The 20,566-nt window shown below is 75.1% G+C and carries 14 protein-coding genes and 1 pseudogene; 9 read left to right on the forward strand and 6 right to left on the reverse strand.

Features of this window, described 5'->3' with window-relative positions; translation table 11 throughout:
• Positions 1 to 234: 234 nt before the first annotated feature.
• Complete coding sequence (locus ACWDD9_RS27715) at positions 235 to 915, reverse strand: TetR/AcrR family transcriptional regulator (protein WP_449813015.1); 681 nt, start codon at positions 913 to 915, stop codon at positions 235 to 237.
• A 98-nt stretch (positions 916 to 1,013) separates the two neighbouring features.
• On the opposite strand from ACWDD9_RS27715, the gene ACWDD9_RS27720 reads away from it, so the two are divergent.
• Both ACWDD9_RS27720 and ACWDD9_RS27725 read left to right on the forward strand, forming a co-directional pair.
• The gene (locus ACWDD9_RS27720; RefSeq protein WP_449813016.1) at positions 1,014 to 1,979 is read left to right on the forward strand and encodes an NAD(P)-dependent alcohol dehydrogenase; all 966 of its coding nucleotides are present in this window, start codon (positions 1,014 to 1,016) and stop codon (positions 1,977 to 1,979) included.
• 407 nt (positions 1,980 to 2,386) lie between these two features.
• A complete protein-coding gene (locus tag ACWDD9_RS27725) occupies positions 2,387 to 2,704 on the forward strand; it encodes a cupin domain-containing protein (RefSeq protein WP_074003360.1) in 318 nt (105 codons plus the stop codon).
• A 127-nt stretch (positions 2,705 to 2,831) separates the two neighbouring features.
• Here ACWDD9_RS27725 and ACWDD9_RS27730 read toward each other — a convergent pair whose 3' ends face one another.
• A complete protein-coding gene (locus tag ACWDD9_RS27730) occupies positions 2,832 to 3,596 on the reverse strand; it encodes a thioesterase II family protein (protein WP_449813017.1) in 765 nt (254 codons plus the stop codon).
• Between the two features lie 173 nt (positions 3,597 to 3,769).
• Between ACWDD9_RS27730 and ACWDD9_RS27735 the strand changes: the two genes are divergently transcribed.
• From ACWDD9_RS27735 to ACWDD9_RS27755, 5 genes are all read left to right on the forward strand, one after another.
• Positions 3,770 to 11,464: an SDR family NAD(P)-dependent oxidoreductase gene (locus ACWDD9_RS27735; RefSeq protein WP_449813018.1), complete on the forward strand. Its 7,695-nt coding sequence runs from the start codon at positions 3,770 to 3,772 to the stop codon at positions 11,462 to 11,464.
• Positions 11,465 to 11,969: 505 nt separating this feature from the next.
• Positions 11,970 to 13,262: a molybdopterin-dependent oxidoreductase gene (locus tag ACWDD9_RS27740; RefSeq protein ID WP_449813046.1), complete on the forward strand. Its 1,293-nt coding sequence runs from the start codon at positions 11,970 to 11,972 to the stop codon at positions 13,260 to 13,262.
• Complete coding sequence (locus ACWDD9_RS27745; RefSeq protein WP_449813019.1) at positions 13,259 to 13,771, forward strand: hypothetical protein; 513 nt, start codon at positions 13,259 to 13,261, stop codon at positions 13,769 to 13,771. The genes ACWDD9_RS27740 and ACWDD9_RS27745 overlap by 4 nt, the downstream gene beginning before the upstream one ends.
• 86 nt (positions 13,772 to 13,857) lie before the next feature.
• Complete coding sequence (locus tag ACWDD9_RS27750) at positions 13,858 to 14,715, forward strand: S-methyl-5'-thioadenosine phosphorylase (RefSeq protein WP_049658829.1); 858 nt, start codon at positions 13,858 to 13,860, stop codon at positions 14,713 to 14,715.
• A gap of 62 nt (positions 14,716 to 14,777) precedes the next feature.
• The gene (locus ACWDD9_RS27755; protein WP_449813020.1) at positions 14,778 to 16,115 is read left to right on the forward strand and encodes a glycosyltransferase 87 family protein; all 1,338 of its coding nucleotides are present in this window, start codon (positions 14,778 to 14,780) and stop codon (positions 16,113 to 16,115) included.
• 12 nt (positions 16,116 to 16,127) lie between these two features.
• Here the strand turns inward: ACWDD9_RS27755 and ACWDD9_RS27760 are convergent, their stop codons facing one another.
• The 4 genes and pseudogenes from ACWDD9_RS27760 to ACWDD9_RS27775 all read right to left on the reverse strand — a co-directional run.
• Positions 16,128 to 16,373, reverse strand: a complete 246-nt coding sequence (locus ACWDD9_RS27760; RefSeq protein ID WP_387973218.1) for an acyl carrier protein — start codon at positions 16,371 to 16,373, stop codon at positions 16,128 to 16,130.
• A 47-nt stretch (positions 16,374 to 16,420) separates the two neighbouring features.
• Positions 16,421 to 17,092: a methyltransferase domain-containing protein gene (locus ACWDD9_RS27765; RefSeq protein WP_380742561.1), complete on the reverse strand. Its 672-nt coding sequence runs from the start codon at positions 17,090 to 17,092 to the stop codon at positions 16,421 to 16,423.
• Positions 17,089 to 17,769 carry a TIGR04282 family arsenosugar biosynthesis glycosyltransferase gene (locus tag ACWDD9_RS27770; RefSeq protein WP_449813047.1) on the reverse strand — a complete coding sequence of 227 codons (681 nt, stop codon included), beginning with the start codon at positions 17,767 to 17,769 and terminating at the stop codon, positions 17,089 to 17,091. Before ACWDD9_RS27770 ends, ACWDD9_RS27765 begins: the two co-directional genes overlap by 4 nt.
• Positions 17,746 to 18,438, reverse strand: a pseudogene (locus tag ACWDD9_RS27775) (glycosyltransferase family 2 protein); the annotation flags it as partial. The gene ACWDD9_RS27770 and the pseudogene ACWDD9_RS27775, both read right to left, overlap by 24 nt.
• A 200-nt stretch (positions 18,439 to 18,638) precedes the next feature.
• On the opposite strand from ACWDD9_RS27775, the gene ACWDD9_RS27780 reads away from it, so the two are divergent.
• Both ACWDD9_RS27780 and ACWDD9_RS27785 read left to right on the forward strand, forming a co-directional pair.
• Positions 18,639 to 19,412, forward strand: a complete 774-nt coding sequence (locus ACWDD9_RS27780) for a response regulator transcription factor (RefSeq protein ID WP_259316388.1) — start codon at positions 18,639 to 18,641, stop codon at positions 19,410 to 19,412.
• Positions 19,409 to 20,566: a sensor histidine kinase gene (locus ACWDD9_RS27785; RefSeq protein WP_380777180.1), complete on the forward strand. Its 1,158-nt coding sequence runs from the start codon at positions 19,409 to 19,411 to the stop codon at positions 20,564 to 20,566. Before ACWDD9_RS27780 ends, ACWDD9_RS27785 begins: the two co-directional genes overlap by 4 nt.

The following is a 20,566-nucleotide window of genomic DNA, read 5'->3' on the forward strand; positions in this document are numbered from 1 at the left end:
TCACGTGGTCCGACGCGCCATCAATAGGGCGTGACATGTCACATGCCTTAGAGGGGTGAGGCGTGGTTCGGTGGGGGGTGGCCTGAAGTCGCCCACGCGGAGAGGATCATGACCCGCAGTCGGTTGGTGGGCGGCCGGGATCCGGCGGCAGGCGCCGGCCCGGCGAGCGGGCCGGCGCCTGCTGACGGCCAGACAGATCCTGGTTGCCGGTGGAGGTGCGGGTGCCGTCTCGTGTCAGCCCCTGGGGTGCCGCTGCCGCTGCGAACTGTCCGTTGCCATCGGGAGGTTGCGCAGTGTCAGTGCGGCCGGCGGAGGCAGCGGTCCGCTGGCCGCGTCGGCGCGGAACGACTGGAGCAGGTAGGCCACCAGGCGCCGGGACGCCGCACCGTCGTCCGGCAGGGCGGTCACCAGGGCGCAGTGTGCCAGCAGGACCACGGCGAGGTCGGAAGGATGGAAATCGGCCCGCAGCGCGCCCGAGGCCTGGGCCCTGCGCACCAGGGTCGTGAGGTCCCGCTCGGCTCGTTGCCGGGACCGCGCGTGCTCCGGCGTGCTGTCCGGGAAGGCCGTGACGAACGCGGCCGGGAACCCGCGCTCCTCCCGTTGCAGGGCGCAGACCGTCTCGACCAGCTGCTGGAAGCCCTGCCACGGGTCGGGGGCGGCCAGCGCCTCGGTGAGCGCCCGCGAGCAGGTCTCCATCTGCTGCGCGAACGCGCCCCGCACCAGGGCGTCCCGGGTCGGGAAGTGCCGGTACAGCGTCGCCACGCCGACCCCGGCCCGACGGGCCACGGTCGCCATCGGGGCATCGATCCCGTGCTCAGCGAAGACCGCACGGGCGGCGACGAGGACGCGCTGCCGGTTGCGCCGGGCGTCCGCCCGCACCCCGTCCCGGGCTGTGATCCGAGAGGATTCCGCCATCACTGTCTCTCGCTTCCGGTCGAAACGGACGATTGCGTCCACTTGAGAGCCTACGGTCGCTGCCAGATCCCTACGGCCCCCGGCGGCAAGGCGGAACGATGAACGACCACATGATGAAGGCAGTGCTCTACGACCGCTACGGCGGCCCCGGCGTGCTCTACACGGGCCGCGTGCCACGCCCCGAGCCGGCCCGCGGCGAGGTCCTCGTGAAGGTGCGCGCGTTCAGCGTCAACGGCGGCGAACTGGCCGTCCGCTCCGGCCGTCTCCGCCTCCTGAGCGGCCGGACGTTCCCCAAGCGCGTCGGCCTGGACTTCACCGGCGAGGTCGCCGCACCGGGAGCCGGAGCCACCCGGTTGGCGGCCGGCGACCGCGTCTGGGGAGTCCTGGGCCGCACCTCCGGGTTCGGCAGCGCCGCCGAGTACGTCACCGTGCCCGTCGAGCGGGTCGGCCGGCTCCCCGACGGACTCGACCCGGTGGACGCCGCCGCGCTGCCGGTGGCCACCGCCGTCATCACCGCGCTGCGGGACAAGGCCGGGCTGCGCCCCGGTGAACGACTCCTCGTCCGGGGCGCGGCGGGCGGTGTCGGCAACGCCGCCGTCCAGCTCGGACGGGCGTACGGCGCCGAGGTCACGGCCCTCGCCCGCGCGGCGAGCCTCGACTTCGTCCGCGGGCTCGGCGCGCACCGGGCCGTCGACCACCGGACCGTGCGCTCGGCTGAGTTGGGCCGCTTCGACGTGCTCCTGGACGCCGTGGGGACCGACCTGCGGGCCTTCCGGCGCCTGCTGACCCCCGGCGGGCGCATGGTCGCCCTCGCCTTCGACCCGAAACGGCCCGCCGCGACGTTCGGCTACGTCGCGGCCAGCACGGTCCACGGACACCGCCGGGTCCGCTTCTTCAGCGGCGACCCCAAGCGGGCGGACTTCGACGACCTCGCCCGCCACGTGGCCGAGGGCAAGCTGCGCCCCGCGGTGGACACGGTCTTCCCCCTGGAGGAGACGGCGGCGGCACACCGGGCGCTGGAGGCGGGCGGCGTCCGGGGCAAGTACGTGGTCAGGGTCGCGTAGGAGCTGGTGGAGGCGCTGAGCGCAGTCACCCGTACGGGTTCGTGCGGCCCTGTCTGAGCAACGGTTTCATCCGGCTGACCAGGGGTTGTAGGACCAGTACGTCCACGTTCGGCGCAATCGCGGGTTGGGGCCGGTTGGCGGCGTCGGGCTGCGCCTCGTTCTTGATCGCGGCAGTGTCGGAGGCCCGGGGTTGTCGTCGCGCGTGGCGGTCCGCCGCGGGTCGTCATCGCCCCGTTCGCCGCCGTCGCCGGCCGCCTACGGCCGGTTGTTCTCCCTCAAGTCGAAAGGCCCAGCATGACGCAGAGCACCGCCCAGGCTCCCGCTTCCACGGGTCCCCGGGGGCCCGACAGCCTGCCCGGACGACGCGGCGCCGATCCGGCGCCGGCCATCGAGGCGGCTGCCGCCGTATGACGGGCCAAGGAGATGCCGAGGACCAGGACCCCACCGTCACCGACCCTGACCTCTACCGCATCGTCTTCGAGAACGCGCGCGTCCGGGTGCTCGAGTACCGCGACACCCCGGGGGTCAAGACCGGGCTCCACTACCACCCCGACAGCGTCATGGTCGTCCTGAGCACCTTCCGACGCCGCATGACCGAGGGCGACACTGTGGTCGAGGTCGAACGGAAACGGGCACCTGAGGCGAACTGGCTACCGGCCCGGACCCACGTCGGCGAGAACATCGGGACGACGGACACCCACATCATCTTCGTCGAACTCAAATGACCGGCTGACAGGGTCCCGAAGCCGACCGGGCGGAGAGGAGGTGTTTCGCCCGGGTGGTACCGGCAGGGCTCGGCCGCCCGGGCCCTGGACGTCTCGCACGACCGGGGGGCGCCACGCGACCGTCCGGCTAGTGAAGGCGTCGCAGGCCCTCGCGCAGGGCGCGGGTGATCGGTTCGACGGCCTGTGGGGAGGCGAGGAAGTGGTGGGGGACGGGGAGGACGTGGTGAGTGAGGGGGTGACGGGTCATCGGCTGCCAGCGTGGTACGGAGGCGGCCGGGACGATCGCGTCGTCGCGGGCCGTCCACACGGTGACGGGGTACTCCAGGGGCCTGGGGCGCGGGCCGTACGCGTAGGTGTCGATCAGGGTGAGGTCGGCGCGGACGGCCCGTAGCGCTTCGCGTCGGTCCGCCTCGCGATCCTCGGCGGGCAGTGGAATGGCGAGGGTGGCGGTGAGCTCGGTCAGGGCGTGGTCGGTCAGGGACCGGCCGGCCACGTCGAAGGCGGCGTACTCCGGCGGCGAGAACGCGGCGCACACGTGCAGGGCGAGGGCGGGCCGGCCGCGCTGCTGGAGGCACCACGCGACCTCGTAGCCGATGACGGCTCCCATGCTGTGCCCGAGGATCACCAGGGGCTCCGTCGTGTAGCGGGCCACGGCGTCGGCCAGTTCGGCGGCGAGGCCGGCGAGGCCGGGGGCGCCCGGGTCGGCCTTCCGGCCGGGGTAGCGGGCGGTCAACGCCCGTACTTTCGAGGTGAGATGACGCGGCCACAGGGAGAAGTCGGTGAAGCCGCCGCCCACCCCGGGAAGCAGCAGGACGGCGACCTCCGCCTCGGTCCATCCCCCTCCGGCCGACAGCTCCCACAGCGGGCCGTCGCCGAGCATCCTGCCCCCCACGGAACCCTCCCTCCCCATGCGCACCCGTTCCGGTGAGGCAGCCTTCCCCGGACGGGGCACACCGATAGCCGGAACCACCCGATCGTGGTAACCGCAGGACTTCGACGTGTCCCCGCGCCCGGGCTGGGCAGGATCGGGCGGAAAGGCCTGGTCAGGGTGGGAAGGAGGCGGTTGTGCGGAGTACGGAGAACGTCCGCGGCGGTGGCGGCGTCCAGGCGCGGGACGTGGCGGTCATCGGCGTCTCCTGCCGCCTCCCGGGCGGCCTGAACGACCTCGGTTCGCTGTGGTCGGCCCTGATCGAGGGCCGGGACGTGGTCACCCGGATGCCTGCCGAGCGCTTCGACGCGCGGGAGTTCACGGATCCCGATCCGCGTCGCCCGGGCCGGAGTTACACGGCGGCGGCCGGGGTGCTCGACGACATCGCGGGCTTCGACGCGGAGTACTTCTCGATCTCCCCGCGCGAGGCGGCCCGGATGGATCCCCAGCAGCGGCTGCTGCTGGAGCTGGCCGTCGAGGGCCTGGACGACGCCGGCCTCGACCCGGCGGCGCTGGCCGGCTCCGGCGCCGGGGTCTTCGTCGGGGTGTCCAACCACGCCTACGGCAACCTCCAGCTCAGCCGGCTGGAGACGGTCGACCGGCACACCATGACCGGCCTGGCGAGCGGCAACACCGCGGGCAGGCTCTCGCACGCCCTCGACCTGCGCGGTCCCAGCCTGGCCGTGGACACCGCCTGTTCGTCCAGCCTGACCGCCCTCCACCAGGCCTGCGGGTTCCTCGCGTCCGGCGGGGAGCTGGCCCTCTCGGCCGGGGTCAACGTCCTCATCGGTCCACACGAGTTCGTCGGATTCTCCAAGGCCGCGATGCTCTCGCCCACCGGCCGCTGCCGGGCCTTCTCCGCGGCCGCCGACGGGTTCGTCCGGGCCGAGGGCGGGGTGGTGCTCGTCCTCAAACCGCTCGATCGGGCGATCGCCGAGGGCGACCGCGTCCACGCCGTGATCGCGGCCACCGGCGTCAACAGCGACGGCCGCACCGCGGGACTGGCCCAGCCGAGCGCCCAGGCGCAGGCCGCCCTGCTGCGCCAGGTGTACGGCGGGCCCGGCCCGGACGCCCGCGAGCTGGTGTACCTGGAGGCGCACGGCACCGGCACCCCGGTGGGCGACCCCCTGGAGCTGGAAGCCGTCGCGGCGGCGCTGGTCGGCAGGTGCGCGCCGGGCAGGCCGCTGCCGATCGGGTCGGTCAAGACCAACCTGGGGCACCTGGAGTCCGCTTCGGGGCTGGCGGGGCTGCTCAAGGCGGTGCTCGTCCTGCGGCACCGCGTCATCCCGCCGTCCCTGCACGGCCTGCCCGTCACGTCGGCCGTCGACTTCGCCCGGCTGGGCCTGCTGCCCGTGCCCGCCGCCCTGCCGCTGCCCCCGGGCCCGGGCGGACTGGTCGGCGTGAACTCCTTCGGGTTCGGCGGCTCCAACGCCCACGCCGTCCTCGCCCCCGCGCCCGAGGCGGCCCCTCGCGGCGCTCCGCCCGCCGGATCCCGCCCCGTCCTGGTCAGCGCGCGCGGCCCCGCCGCCCTCGCCGCGGCCGCCACCGAACTCGCCGACCACCTCGACGCCACGGCCGCGGACGGCCACGTGTTCCACGACGTCGCCCACACCACGCTCAACCGGCGCGGCAGGCAAGCCTTCCGCGCCGCCGTGATCGCCTCCGACGCCCGGACCGCCGCCGCCCGGCTGCGCGCCGTGGCCGACGCCCCGCCGGTGCCGGTCCTGGCGAGCGGTGCGATCGGCTTCGTCTACAGCGGCAACGGCGCCCAGTGGGCCGGCATGGGACGCCGGTTGCTGACCTCCCCGGCAGCAGGAGGCGCGAGCGGCAGCCCCTCAGGGACGGAGGCCTTCCGGCACGCCGTCGGCGAGGTCGACGCGGTGCTGTCCCCGCTCCTCGGCTGGTCCGTCCGCGAGGAACTGACGCACGGCACCGACGCCGCCCGGCTGGCACGGACGGAGGTGGCACAGCCGCTGCTGTTCACCGTGCAGGTGGGGCTCACGGCCGCACTGGCGGCGTACGGGGTGCGCCCGGCCGCCGTGGCCGGGCACAGCGTCGGTGAGGTCGCCGCCGCCCACGCGTGCGGTGCCCTCGACCTGGCCGCCGCCGCGCAGGTGATCGCCCACCGCAGCCGCGTGCAGGCCCGCACGGCCGGCAGCGGGCGCATGGCGGCCGTGGGCCTGCCCCCCGACCAGGCCCGGGAGGAACTGGCGGCCTTCGGCGACGCGCTGGAGCTGGCCGCCGTCAACAGCCCGCAGGACGTGACGGTCGCCGGAGACGAGGCCGCCCTCGTCCGGCTGGCCCGTCGGCTGGCCGAGCGCGGCGTCCACTTCCAACGGCTCGATCTCGACCACGCCTTCCACACCGCCCGGATGGACCCGGTCGAAGCGGACCTGCGCGCCGCCCTGGACGGGCTGCGCCCGGGCCCAGCGACGGTGGCGTTCGCCTCCACGGTGACCGGCGCCCTCCGGCGGGGCGAGGACCTGACGGCGCGGTACTGGTGGGAGAATGTCCGCCGACCCGTGCAACTGCCGCCCGCGGTCAGGGCGTTGGCGGCGGGCGGCTGCGACGCCTTCGTCGAGATCGGCCCGCATCCCGTCCTCGGCCACTACCTGCGCCGCACCCTCGGCGCCGACGGCACGGCCCCCGTCCTGGTCCTGCCCTCCCTCTCACGGGACCGGGACGGCGCCGAGGACATCGAGCGGACGGTCGCCACGCTGCTGGCCGCCGGCGCCCGCACGGACACCGGCGTCTTCTTCCCCGGGCCGGGCCGGGTGCGCAGCCTGCCCACCCGCCCCTGGCAGCGCGAGCGCCACTGGCACGGCGCTCCGGACTGGTTCGGACGGGGCTGCGGCGACGGAAGGCACCAGCACCCCCTGCTCGGCGAGCGCACCGCCCACGCCGAGCCGTTGTGGCAGCTGCGGATCGACCCCACCCGGCACCGGTGGCTCGCCGACCACGTCGTCACCGGAGCCGTCGTCGTCCCGGCCGCGGCCTTCGCCGAAGCCGCCCTGGGCGCCGGCCGGGTCCACCACCAGGGCCCGGTGCAGTTGGAGGATCTCGCCGTCGAACGCGCGCTCACCCTGCCGTTCGACAACCCCGCCATGGACCTCCGCCTGCAGACCTCCCTGGACACGGCGGACGGCACGGTGCGCATCGCGAGCCGCGACGGCACCGGTCCCTGGCGCACCCACGCCCGCGCGGTGGTCCGCCGCCTCCTGCGGGAGCGGCCCGCGGCGGAGGACCTCCGCGCGCTGCGGGACCGCCTGCCCACGAGGCTCCGCGCGGACGACGCCCGGGCCCGGGCCGCCGACGCGGGCATCGTCTACGGCCCCGCCTTCCGCGCCCTCACCGCCCTGTACGTCGGGGACGGCGAGGTCCTGGCCCGCTACGAGCTGCCGGAAGCCCCGGAACCCGCCGAGGCTCCGGGCAGCGGCGGGGCTCCGGACAGGGGTGGGGCTCCGGACAGGGGTGGGGCTTCGGGCGGCGGCGGGGGGTACGTCCTGCACCCCGTGCTGCTCGACAGTGCCCTCCAGGCCGGTGCGCCCCTGCTCGCCCAAGGGGGTGAGGCACCCGACGCCCTGTTCCTCCCCTCGGCCGTCGCGGCCCTGCGGGTGTGGGAGGAGGCACCCGCCAAGGGCTGGGTACGGGTACTCCGCCGCGACGCCGGGCCCCGCGAAGTGTGCTGGGACGTACGGCTGCTGGATGACCAGGGCCGGGTCACCGCCGAAGCGGACGGCTGCCGGCTGCGCAGCTTCGACGCCGCCCGTACCGCGCTGGCACACCTCGCCACCGTCCTGCGCGCCTCGCCCGGCCACAGCGGACCCCTCCCGTCCCCGGCCGGCATGCCCGCCCTCCGCGACCTGGTCCGTGCGGCCCGGCACTCGCTGGACGGCCCCGCCTGGGACGCCCGCCGGTACGCCGGGGCCGCCCTGCTGGCCGACCGGCTCAGTGGGCACTTCACCCTCCGCGCCGCCCGCACCGTGGCCCCCGGCGCCACCTCGTACACCCCCGGGAGCCTGATCGCCGCCGGGGCGCTCCCGGTCTACCGCCGGCTGCTGCACGCCTCACTCCGCCAGGCCGAACGCGTGGGCGTGCTGCGGCGCGACGCGGACGGAGCGTGGGCGGCGGCGGTGCGCCCCGATCCGCACGGCGCCCTCGCCGAGCTGGTGCGCGCACATCCGCAGTGCGCCACGGAAGCGGTGCTGCACTCCCACTGCGGCACCGTGCTGCCCGACGTGCTGCTCGGCCGGCGGGACGCCGTGTCCGTGCTGTTCGACGAGAACACCCGTCACTGGGTGGAGAGTTACTACTCCGGCACCACCGTCACCCGACACTGCAACGCCCTGGCCGCCGCTCTCGTCCGCCGGCTCGTCCGGCACTGGCCCGCCGACCGCCCGCTGCGCGTCCTGGAAGTGGGCGCGGGCACCGGAGGCCTGACGGCCGCGCTCCTCGACGCGCTGCCACCGGAGCGCACCCACTACACCTTCACCGACCTGTCCGACGCCTTCCTCCCGCGCGCCCGCGTCCGCTTCGCCGGCCACGACACCCTCGCCTACCGGCCGCTCGACCTGGACCGCGACCCCGAATCCCAGGGATTCCAGCCGGGTTCGTACGACCTCGTGGTGGCCGGCAACGTCCTGCACGCCACCGCCCGGCTGCGCGAGACCACGGGGCGGGTGGCCCGCCTGCTCGACGAGGGCGGGCACCTGGTGGCCGTCGAAACCCACGCCCTCGACCGCCTCCTGCCCTGCTTCGGCCCCCTGAAGAGCTTCTGGAACGCCGACGAACCCGACCTGCGCCCCGATTCGCCGCTGCTGACCGCCGCCCAGTGGCAGGACCTGTTCACCGCCCACGGCTTCGCGGACACGGCCCGGCTCGGCGTCGATGCGGTGCGGGCCGGTACGCCAGAGGCCGACTACTCCGTGCTCGTCGCCCGGCGCGGCGCCGTACCGGGCGGGAAGCCACTCGCGCCGCCCACCGTCACCGCCGTGCCCCCGACGGTCGCGACCTCGACGGCCGGAGCCGGTGCCATGGAGCAACCCGGTGCCATGGAGCAACCCGCTTGCCGGGGTCCCGCGACGTCGTGGGTCATCGCGGCCGAGCACCCCGAGGACCCGCTCACCGAACCCCTCGTCGCCGCACTGCGCGCGGCCGAGACCGGCCCCGTCACCGTCGTCCGGGCCACCGCCGACTCCGCCGACTGGCTCGACGGCCTCCGCGCCGACCCCGTGCGGCCCGTCCTGGTGCTCCTGCTCTCGGGCAGCGACACGTCGAGCGGTGCCACCTCGGACAGCGAGGAGGACACCGGTCGGCAGGCACTGTCGACCGCCGTGACCCGCACCGCCGTCCTGCGCGCCGTGGCCGAGGCCTGCGCCGTGCTCCCGCCCGCCGCCGACCCCGTGCTGTTACTGGTCGGCCCCCCGTCCGGTGCGCTGCCGACGCCAGGTGCCCGGCTGTTCCCGGCGGACTGCGTGCCGTGGGCGGTGTCGCGCACCCTCGTCAACGAGAAGCCCAGGCCGGCGGTCCGGCGGCTGGTCCTCGAGCCAGGGCCGTCGCCCCGACTCGACGCGCGGCGGCTGGCCGACGAGTTGCTCCAGTCCGGAGCGGAGGACGAGATCGTCCTGCGGCCCGCCGGCCGGTTCGTCCCGCGCCTGCGGGAACTGCCCGCGCCGACCGGCCCGGCGGGTCGGCGCCCCTACCGTCTGCGCCTGCGCCGACCGGGGCTCGGCCACGCCCTCGACTGGGTCCCCGCCCCCGAGCCACCGCCACCGGGCCCCGGTGAGGTGGTGATCGAGGTCCGGGCGGCCGGGCTCAACTTCCGTGACGTGCTGCTGGCCACCGGTTCCCTGCCGTCGGGCGCCGAGCCCGCCGTCCCGGGCGAGTACCGGCTCGGTCTGGAAGCCTCGGGCGTCGTCGCGGCGGCCGGGGAGGGAACCACCCTCCGGGTGGGGGAGCGGGTCTTCGCCTGCGCGCCCGGGGCGCTGGCCTCGCACCTCCTCGTACCCGAGGCGGCCACCGGGCGGATGCCCGACGGCATGATGTTTGCTGAGGCCGCGACGCTGCCCGTCGCCTTCTTCACCGTCCAGCACTCCCTGGAGCACCTGGCCCGCCTCACAGCGGGCGAAACGCTGCTGGTGCACGGCGCCGCCGGTGGTGTGGGCCTCGCGGCCCTGCAGTACGCGCGGCAGGTCGGAGCGCGGGTCATCGCCACCGCGGGCAGCCCCGCCAAGCGCACGCTGCTGGAACTGCTGGGTGCCGAACACGTCCTGGACTCCCGCACGCTCGCCTTCGCCGACCAGGTGATGGAGCTGACCGAGGGGAAGGGCGTCGACGTCGTCCTCAACTCCCTCGCGGGCGAGGCGCTCTCCCGCAACCTCGACCTGCTGCGGCCCGGCGGCCGCTGCGTCGAACTCGGCAAGCGCGACATCCACACCGGAGGCCGACTGGCGCTGCGGGCCTTCCGCAACAACCTGTCGTTCCACGCCGTCGACGCCCTCCAGATGTTCGCCCGGCAGCCGGAACTCTCCGCCCGCCACTTCGGCGACCTCGCCCGGCGCGTCCACCAGGGGGTCTACCGCCCGCTGCCGCACCACCTCCACCCCGCCGAGGACGTCGCGGACGCGTTCACCCTGTTGCGGCGCTCCCACCACGTCGGCAAGGTGGTCATCGCCCTCGACCCCGCGCCGCGCCTCACCACACCTCCCCGGCGCCTGGCCTGCGACCCCGCCGCCAGCTACCTGATCACCGGCGGACTCACCGGTCTCGGCGCCGAGGTCGCCCGGTTCCTCGCCGACCGCGGAGCCCGCCACCTGGCCCTGGTCTCCCGCCGCGGCGCCGCCACACCGGGCGCCGACGAGCTGCTCGCCGCGCTGGCCCGCCAGGGCGCCACCGCCACGGCGTACGCCGCCGACGTCGCCGATCCCGACGCCCTCGGCGACGTCGTCCGCCGCATCGCGGCCACCGGGCATCCGCTGCGCGGCATCGTCCACTCCGCCGTCGACGTGCGCGACGCGCTGCTCACCGAACTCGACGACGCGACGGTCGAATCGGTCCTCGCGGCGAAACTCCGCGGCGCCCTGCTCCTGGACCGGCTCAGCCGCGGCCTCCCGCTGGACTTCTTCGTGGTCCACTCCTCCGTCTCCGCCACCGTCGGTCACCGTGCGCAGGCCGCCTACGCCGCAGGCAACCTCGCCATGGAGGGCGTCGTCCGCGCCCGCCGAGCCGCCGGCCTGCCAGGTCTGTCCATCGGCTGGGGCCTGATCGGCGAGGTCGGCCTGGCGGCGGACGAGGAAGTCAGCCGGGTCCTGGAACGCATGGGCCTCGCGCCCATGCGCACCGACCGGATCCTCGCCGCGATGGAGGACCTCATGACGCGCCCGCACGGCGGCCACGGGGAAGACGGGGAAGGCGGGGAACCCGTTGTCCTGGTCGGCCACTTCGACTTCGCCCGCCTCGCCACGCTGCTGCCAACGGTACGCGCACCCCGCTTCACCGCCGTCCTGCCCGCCGAGGAACCCGACGCCGTCCGGAACGCCGTCCGGCGCCCCCTCGGGTCCGGCGGCGAACCCGCTCCCGGCACAGCCGACCTCACCGACCTGCTCGCGACCCTCGTCGCCCGCATCACCCACCGAGCGCCCGACCGCATCGACCGGACCCAGGGGCTCGACACGCTCGGCCTGGACTCCCTCATGGCCACCGAACTGGTCGTCGCCCTCCAGGGCGAACTGGGCGTCGACATCCCCACCATCGAGGTCGTCAACGCCGGCAGCATCGACAACCTCGCCGACCGCGTCCTGACCCTCTTGGACCCGGCCGCCGTCCGCCCGTGACCGCGGCGCTCCGCGACCGGTTGCTGCGCCTTGCCGGCGCGGGGGTTCGGACGGCCGAGTCACGGTGCCACGACTGAGGATGATCTGACATGTAGTCAAATCCATGGGGCGAGCCGCCGGATGCTTCCTCGATGACCGACGGCGACCTGAAATTCCGTAATAAGTTGATTGCTGCTTCATGGGTGATCTGCGGCATACGGTCGTGTCAGCGCGGCCAACCCGCCTCCGCACGCACCCGCGAAGGAGCGCCACCCTGAACGCCCACGACGACGCCGACGGACCCCACCGCCCCCAACCCGGCCCCGAGCGGGAGCCCGGGCCGGCCCCGGCACCGCAGCCCTCCGCGGGCAAGCCGGCCGCCGGACCTCCGCCACCGCTCCCGCAGCCCGAGCAGCCCGAGCGGCCCGAGCAGCCCCCGGCGCCGCCGCGCGACCACACCGCGGAGGGACGGCGACCGGCCCCTCACGCGCCGACGCGTACAGCCCCCAAGCCCAGGGGATCCCGCCTGCGTGCCGCGCTCGCCGCAGGCCCGCCGCCCGGGCCCGCGCGCCCGGAGTTCTGGCGCAGCCCCTTGCGCGGCCCGTGGCTCACCTCGGTGTTCGGCCTGGTGCTGCTGCCCGGGATCACGGTGGTGTTCGTGACCGGGCTGCTGTCCTACGCCGCCTACAACCCCGACCTCGCCGCGGTCAACGACCAGACCCCGGACAAGGGCTGGCTCGGCTTCTACCTCTTCTCCTGGCCGACCAGCCCCAGCTGGCTGTACCGGTTGAACCAGGGGATCCACGTGACCCTCGGCATCGTGCTGGTCCCGGTGCTGCTGGCCAAGCTCTGGTCGGTCATCCCCAAGCTCTTCGCCTGGCCGCCGCTCCGCTCGCCGGCCCAGGCGGTCGAGCGCCTGTCGCTGCTGCTCCTGGTCGGCGGCGCGCTGTTCGAGTTCGCCACCGGCGTCCTCAACATCCAGCTGCACTACATCTTTCCCGGCTCCTTCTACACCCTGCACTACTACGGTGCCTGGGTCTTCATCGGCGCCTTCGTCGTCCACGTGGTGTTCCGCGTCCCGGTCATGGTCCGGGCGCTGCGCAGCCGGCGCCTGCGCACCGAACTGCGCATCGGCGCCGCCGACACGCTGCCCGACCCGCTAGACGACACCGGTCTGGTCTCCCCGCGCCCCGCCCCCGCGACCCTCTCCCGGCGCGGAGCCCTCGCGCTGGTCGGCGCGGGCTCCCTCGCGCTGTTCGCGGTGACGGTCGGTCAGAGCATCGGCGGATGGTGGCGCAGGACCGCGCTGCTCGCCCCGCACGGCCAGGAGCCCGGCGAGGGCCCGAACGGTTTCCAGATCAACAAGACCGCCGCCGCCGTCGGCATCCGCCCCGCCGACATCGGCCCCGACTGGCGGCTGACCGTCCGCGGCCCCGGCCGCGAAACCGTCCTCACCCTGGACCAGCTGAGGAGCCTGCCGCAGACCACCGCGGCCCTGCCCATCGCCTGCGTCGAGGGATGGTCCACCCCCGACCAGGACTGGACCGGCGTCCGGCTGACCGAGCTGGCCGCGCTCGTCGGCCTGACCGACAGCCCACCGGACGTCTTCGTGGAATCCGTCGAACGCGGCGGGTCCTTCTCCTCCACCGTCCTGCGCGACAACCAGGTCCGCGACGCCCGCTCCCTGCTGGCCCTGCGCGTCAACGGAGCCGACCTCTCGCCCGACCACGGCTACCCGGCCCGGATCATCGTTCCCGCCAACCCCGGTGTCCACAACACCAAATGGGTCACCCGCCTCACCTTCGGAGCCACCGGATGAAGCGCCGCAGCGGCCTCCGCGAGCGCTACGGCGCGTCCCCCCTGCACCTGCTCCTCCTCCTGTGTTCCTTCGCCCTGGCCCTGTACGCCGGGATCCGCCTCCTCAAGGGCGATCCGCTCGGCGTCGTGGTCTGGTTCGTCGGGGCCGCGCTGCTCCACGACCTGGTCCTGCTGCCGCTCTACACGCTCACCGACCGGGCCGCCCAGGCCCTGACGGGTGTCCGCCAGGCTCCCGCGGGCGGTACGCACCGGATGCCGGCGGTCAACTACGTCCGCGTCCCCGCCTTCCTCTCGCTGCTGCTGCTGGTCGTCTGGTACCCGCTCGTCCTGCGTCGCGTCCCCGGGTACCGCTCCGCCACCGGCCTGGACCCGGACGTCTTCCTCGGGCGCTGGCTGCTGCTGACCGCGGCGGTCTTCGCCGTCTCGGCGCTCTGCCTGCTCGCCGCGACGGCCCGGCGGCGACGGTCGTACAAGCCCCGCCGCGGGCCCGCGGCGCGGGGACGTTCGTGATCCGTAAGGCATGGTGACCCGGTTCCGGCCCGGTCCGTTCCTACAGTTGGCCGGGAGGCTGTTCCCGAGAAGAGAGGTGGACCGGGATGACGGTCGACCAGGACGTCCCGCCGAGCGCCGAGGTGGGCGTCATCGGTGGCTCCGGGCTCTACGAGCTGCTGGACGACGTGACCGAGGTACGGGTGGACACCCCGTACGGCGAACCGAGCGACGCGGTGTTCGTGGGAGAGGCGGCCGGCCGCCGGGTCGCGTTCCTGCCCCGGCACGGGCGCGGCCACCGGCTTCCCCCGCACCGGATCAACTACCGCGCCAACCTGTGGGCGCTGCACACGCTGGGTGTGCGGCAGGTGGTCGCGCCGTGCGCGGTGGGCGGGCTGCGCCCGGAGTACGGGCCGGGCACGCTGCTGGTGCCCGACCAGTTCGTGGACCGGACCTCGGGGCGCCCGCAGACCTTCTACGACGGCCTGCCGCTGCCGGACGGCACGGTGCCGGAGGTGGTGCACGTGTCCATGGCCGACCCGTACTGCCCGGCGGGGCGGAAGGCGGCACTGGACGCCGCCCGGGAGGCGGCCTGGGAGCCCGTCGACGGCGGAACGCTGGTGGTGATCGAGGGCCCGCGCTTCTCCACCCGCGCCGAGTCCCGCTGGTTCACCGCCAACGGCTGGTCGGTGGTCGGCATGACGGGACATCCGGAGGCCGTCCTCGCCCGTGAACTCGGGCTCTGCTATGCCTCGCTGGCCCTGGTCACGGATCTCGACGCCGGGGTGGAGAGCGGCGCGGGCGTCACCCACGGCGAGGTGCTGAAGGAGTTCGCCCGCAACGTCGACCGGCTGCGCACCGTGCTGTTCAAGGCGGTGGAACGGCTGCCGCTGGTGCGCGAGTGCCCCTGCCCGCACGCCCTGGACGGTCTCACGACCGGTCTTCCGGGGGTCCCCGGCGTCTGACGCCCCACCCCGGCGAGGGAACGCCGGGGCCGCGAGACTTCATCACCGGGAGGTTGGGCAGGATGATCGACCGTACCGTTCCGTCCTGCGCGCTCGCGCTCGCGGCCCTGGTCAGCGCTCTGGCACTGACCGTCACCGACGGCGGCTTCGTGCCGCTCGCCGTCTGGTACCTCCTCGACACGGCCCTCTTCGCGGTCGCGGTGGTGCTGCTGCGCAGGGTGCCCAGCCGGCTGGTCGCGCCGCTGGTCCTGGCCGGCGCCGTGGCCGTCGCCGCCGTCGGGCTGCTGGCCCCACCCCGCACCAGCGACGACGCCTACCGCTACGTCTGGGACGGCCGGGTCCAGGCGGCCGGGATCTCGCCCTACGCCCACACCCCGGACGATCCGGCGCTGGCCCGGTTGCGTGACCCGGGGCTCTTCCCGGTCGGTGACGGCTGCACGGGCTGGGACGAGCGGCGCACCAGGGCCGGGGACTGCACCCGGATCAACCGGCCGGCCGTGCACACCATCTATCCGCCGGTGGCACAGGTCTGGTTCGTCGTCGTGCACCCGTTCGGCGGCGGGGTCCGCGGGGTGCAGGCCGGCGGTGCGGTGCTGGCGGTGGCGACGACCGCCCTGCTGCTGAGGGTGGGGCGGGAGCGGTGGCGGGCCGCGTTGTGGGGGTGGTTCCCCGGCGTGGCCGTGTGGGCGGTCAACGACGCGCACGTGGACACGCTCGGAGCCCTGCTGACGGTCGCCGGGCTCGGCTGCGCGGCGCGCGGGAGGGCCGTGCGAGGGGGGCTCCTCCTCGGCGGCGCGGTCGCGACCAAGCTGCTGCCGGCCCTCGTCCTCCCCGGCGCGCTGTCGGGCCTGTCGGCCCGGCGCCCTTCCCGGAAGGACGTCCTGCTGGTCGGATCCGCGCTCGGCGCCTTCGCCCTGTCCTACCTCCCGTACGTCGTGGCCTCGGGCACCTCGGTCCTCGGCTACCTGCCGGGCTACCTGAAGGAGGAGGGCTACGAACAGGGCCACATCGACCGGTTCGGGCTGCTGAGGCTGGTGCTGTCCGACCGCCTCGCACCGTGGGCGGCGGCGTTCGTCCTGGCGGCCGTGGCGGTCCGGGTCCTCCGCCGGGGCGACCGGAGTGAGCCGTGGGCCGGCGCGCTCCTGGTGACGGGCACGGCGCTGCTGCTGGTCGCGCCCTCCTACCCCTGGTACGGGCTCCTGGTGGTCGCGCTGGTGGCGCTCGACGGCCGCTGGGAGTGGCTGGCCGTCCCGGCCGCCGGGCAGGCGCTCTACCTGGTGCAGGGCCCGGTGGCGCAGCAGTTCGCCTACGGCACGGCCCTGTGCGTCGTCCTCCTGGTCCCGCTGCTGCGCCAGCTCCGTACGGGGCGGGTCGCCGCCGCGGCGGGGGCCGGGAACTGACCGGCGGCCGAGCTAGGTGGCAGCGCCCCCGACGTTCCGGCGAACCCACTGGGCCAGGCGGGCGGGCGAGCCGAAGTTGTCGGGGTTGATCTCGTCGAGTTCGGCCGAGAAGCCGAACGCCTCCTCGATCCACACCACCACCTCCATAACGGCCGTGGAGTCCAGCACGTACGAGAGGTCCGTGTCCGCGGCGATGTCGTGACCCGGCCCCAGCTTCTCGGAGATGTGGCTGATGATCCGCTCTTCGATGGTGGTCATACGGGTGGCTGCCCTTCGTTCGATCACGAGTTCTCAGTCACTGGTTCTCAGCGGGCGGGCGCGGTGCGGCGGCGCAGGGTGAGGAAGCGTCGGCCGTGGGAGGTCCAGCGTTCCGCCTCGACGAGCCCGGCGCCGTAGGCCCGTCGTACGGCGGCCCTGGCGCCGAGGCGTGCCCAGGCGAAGGGCGGGCCGAGCCGGCCGTCCGGGCCCTCGACCCGGACGGTGACGCGTTCATCGACCTCGCGCGGCTCGACCTCCACCAGCAACAGCCCGTCCGGCGCGATGAGTTCGGCCGCACGGCGCAGCAGGGCCTCCGGGTTCCCGCCGATGCCGAGGTTGCCGTCCGCCAGCAGGGCCGCACCCCAGCGGCCCTCGGCGGGGAGCCGGTCGAACACCGAGCGGCACAGGGCCGCGCCGCCGAGGCCGAGGGTGCGGGCGACGGCCGCCGGGGTGACGTCGACGCCGAGGGCCGGGACGCCCACGGCGAGGAGCGCGGCGACCAGCCGGCCGGGTCCGCAGCCGAGGTCCACGACCGGCGCCGACAGGTGGAAGCAGCGCATCAGGAGGCTGTGGTCGCCGCCGGCGGCCGGTGCGCACCAGCGTTCGATGTCGAGCGGGATCCGGCGTCCGTCGTCGCCGCGCAGCCACAGCGGACCGCGTCCGGTGCGGACGGCGTCGGCGAACGGGTCGTCGATCCATGCCGTCGAGGTGCCGGTCAACCCGCAACCTCGGGGACGGTGCGGAACGAGCGCAGGCGGGCGGCGAACCGGCTCCGCGGCGCCTGGGAGGCGACCAGCAGGGCGTCCTCGACGGTGTCCACGTCGGTGGCTTCGGGCAGGGTGCGCACCGTCAGGCCGGCCGCCCCGAGCCGGTCGAGGAGCACCCGCCCCGTGTTCGGGGTCGACATCGGGACCCCGAGGAGGAGCCGGCGGGCGAGGTCCTCGGTCGGCCGGGCCAGGCCGAGGGCCCAGAAGCCGCCGTCGGTCGCGGGCCCGTACCAGGCGTCGGCCCCGGCCCGGCCCGCCGGCGAGAGCGGCTCTGCCAGGGTGGCCGCGCTGAGCTGCGGGGTGTCCATGCCGACCAGCAGCGCGGGCGCGTGCGGGGCCAGCCGGGCCGCGTGGCCGAAGGCCGCCGCCAGCCGGGCGTCCAGTCCGCCGCCGCTCTGCGGAAGCACCTGCCACCCGGGCGGCAGCCAGCGGCCCGGCTCGCCGTCCAGGACCAGCAGGCGCCGCCCGGCCGGCACGGTGGCCAGGGTGTGCAGGGTGTCGGAGAGCGCGGCCTCGGCCAGCGCCGCCGCCTGCTGGGGCGTGCAGGCCGGGGTGAGCCGGGTCTTCACCCGGCCCGGTACGGGCGACTTGGCGATGACCAGCAGGGTGGGCGGCGGGGCGGCGAGCACGGCCCGCATGTCCCGGATCGCCTGCCGGGTGCCGCGCACCGTGCCGGTGACCTTCGAACGGCCCGCGCGCGGCAGGTAGTCGACGGAGGTCTCGGTGATCCGCATGCCGGCGGCCGAGGCGGCGAGCACCATCTCCAGCGGGTATCCGGAGCGGCGGTCGCCCAGGCCGAGCGCCAGCAGGCGTTCCCGTCGGGCGGCCCGCATCGGGCCCAGGTCGTGCAGCGGGGCGCCGGTGCGGGCCCGCAGCCGGCGGGCCAGCACGGTGTTGGCGAGCCGTGCGTGCAGGGGCCAGGCGCCCGTGCTCACCGGCCGGCGGCGGCCGAGGACGAGGTCCGCCGTGCCGTCGGTCACCGGAGCGGTGACCCGGGGCAGTTGGGCGGGGTCGAGCGAGCCGTCGCAGTCCAGGAAGCAGACCAGCTCGGCGGTGGCGGCGAGGAGCCCGGCGTGGCAGGCGGCGCCGAACCCGCGCCGGGACTCCTCGACCACGGTCGCTCCGAGCGATCGGGCGAGTTCGGCCGAGCCGTCCCGCGAGCCGTTGTCCACGACGATGGCCCGCCAGCCGGGCGGGATGCGCCCGAGCACCCAGGGCAGCGCCTCGGCCTCGTCGAGGCAGGGCAGGACGACATCGACACCGGACGAACGAGGGGTAGCGGAGGTCACGTCGGCCATGCTAAGGGCGTGTCGGCCCGGGACGGTGGTGCCGCAGCCTTACGGAAGCCGAACGTCGCGCCGACGGCCCACCGGGGAGCCGTCGGAGGCCCGCGCTGGTGTGCGGACCGGTGTGCGGACGGGGCCCAGGATCTTACGGAGGTCGAACGGGGGGACGGCGGCGGCGTCCGCACCGGCGCCCGGCGCCTATTCTCGGCGGGGTGAACGAGCCCTCCGCCAACGTGCCCTCCGCCATCGCCGGGCCGTCGGCCGCCGGCCGCATCCTGGTGATCGACGACGACCCGACCGTGGCCGAGGTCGTCGCCGGCTACCTCACCCGGGCCGGCCACCGCGTCGACCACGCCGCCGACGGTCCGCGGGGGCTCGCCCTCGCCCGTGCCCACCAGCCCGACCTCGTGGTCCTGGACCTGATGCTCCCGGGCATCGACGGCCTGGAGGTGCTGCGGCGGCTGCGCGGCCAGGCCGCCGGCGGGGAGCTGCCGGTCGTGCTGCTCACCGCCAGGAGTGACGAGGCCGACCGCGTCCTCGGCCTGGAGCTGGGCGCCGACGACTACGTCACCAAGCCGTTCAGTCCACGCGAACTCGTCCTGCGGGTCCAGTCGGTGCTGCGGCGCTCGCGCGTGGCGGCACCCGCGACGGGCGCCGCGGCCGGGCCCGTCCGCTCCGGGGACATCACGGTCGACGGGCCGGCCCGTCGCGCTCACCGTTCCGGGAGGGAACTGTCCCTGACCGCACGGGAGTTCGACCTGCTGGCCTTCCTCCTGCGGTTCCCCGGGACGGTGTTCTCCCGCCAGGAGCTGATGGCCCGCGTCTGGGGCTGGGACTTCGGCGACCTCTCCACCGTCACCGTCCACGTGCGGCGCCTGCGCGAGAAGATCGAGGACGATCCCGCCGCCCCCCGGATGATCAGCACGGTGTGGGGCGTCGGCTACCGCTACGACCCGGTGCCCGGTGCAGGGGAGGACCGCCGGTGAAGGACCTGCTGCTGATCGCCCTGTTCGCCGCGCTCGGCGCCGGCGGAGCGGGCCTGCTCGGCTGGCCGGCCGTCCGGCTGCTGCGCAGGCGCTCGATGGCGCTCTCGCTGTTCTGCGTCGCCGTCGTCACCGTGCTCGCGGTCGTCTCCGGCACCTTCGCCGTCGCGCAGGCCATGTTCCTCTCCGCCCACGACCTCGGTGTCGTGATAACGGTGCTCGCCATGGCCGCCGTCGTGTCCCTGGGCACCGCCGCCCTGCTGGGCCGACAGGTGGTCGCCGGCAGTCGGGCCCTGACGGCCGCCGCCCGGACCGTCGGCAGCGACACCGGCTTCACCGCGCCCGTCCACCCGCTGGGCCGCGAACTGGCCCAGCTGAGCGAGGAACTGTCCGCCACCAGCGCCCGGCTCGCCGAATCCCGGGGCCGCGAACAGGCCCTCGAACAGTCCCGGCGGGAGCTGGTCGCCTGGATCTCCCACGACCTGCGCACCCCGCTGGCCGGGCTGCGGGCGATGGCCGAGGCGCTGGAGGACGGCGTCGCCGAGGAGCCGGACCGCTACCTCCGGCGGATCCGCACCGAGGTCGAGCGGCTCACCGGGATGGTGGACGACCTGTTCGAACTCTCCCGCATCCAGGCCGGAACGCTCGCCCTCTCGCTCTCCCGGGTCTCAGTCTACGACCTGGTCGACGACGCGCTGGCCGGTGCCCACGCGCTGGCCCGGCAGCGCGGCGTCCGGCTCGAAGGCCGGCAGGTGGAGCCCGAACCGGTCGAGGTCGACAGCCGCGAGATCACCCGGGTCCTGGGCAACCTGCTGGTCAACGCGATCCGCTCGACCCCTCAGGACGGCGTGGTCACGGTCTCCGCGCGGCGGGAGGCGGACGAGGTGCTGCTCTCGGTCACCGACGGCTGCGGGGGCATCCCCGCCCAGGACCTGACCCGGGTCTTCGAGACCGGCTGGCGTGGCACCGAGGCCCGCACGCCCAGGCCGGCCGATCCCGGCGGGCGGTCCGACCGGCCCGAGGCCGGCGGCAGCGGTGCCGGCCTGGGCCTCGCCATCGTCCGCGGCATCGTCGAGGCCCACGCCGGGCGGGCCCGCGTCCACAACGTGGCGGGCGGCTGCTGCTTCGAGATCGCCCTGCCGTCGGCCCGGAGCTGA

It is taken from the genome of Kitasatospora sp. NPDC001119, assembly GCF_053598475.1.

Coding starts and splice junctions, on each gene's coding strand:
- ACWDD9_RS27750 (WP_049658829.1), top strand. CDS start 13,858: ATGACGGTCGACCAGGACGTCCCGCCGAGCGCCGAGGTGGGCGTCATC.
- ACWDD9_RS27720 (WP_449813016.1), top strand. CDS start 1,014: ATGAACGACCACATGATGAAGGCAGTGCTCTACGACCGCTACGGCGGC.
- ACWDD9_RS27725 (WP_074003360.1), top strand. CDS start 2,387: ATGACGGGCCAAGGAGATGCCGAGGACCAGGACCCCACCGTCACCGAC.
- ACWDD9_RS27745 (WP_449813019.1), top strand. CDS start 13,259: ATGAAGCGCCGCAGCGGCCTCCGCGAGCGCTACGGCGCGTCCCCCCTG.
- ACWDD9_RS27760 (WP_387973218.1), bottom strand. CDS start 16,373: ATGACCACCATCGAAGAGCGGATCATCAGCCACATCTCCGAGAAGCTG.
- ACWDD9_RS27715 (WP_449813015.1), bottom strand. CDS start 915: ATGGCGGAATCCTCTCGGATCACAGCCCGGGACGGGGTGCGGGCGGAC.
- ACWDD9_RS27755 (WP_449813020.1), top strand. CDS start 14,778: ATGATCGACCGTACCGTTCCGTCCTGCGCGCTCGCGCTCGCGGCCCTG.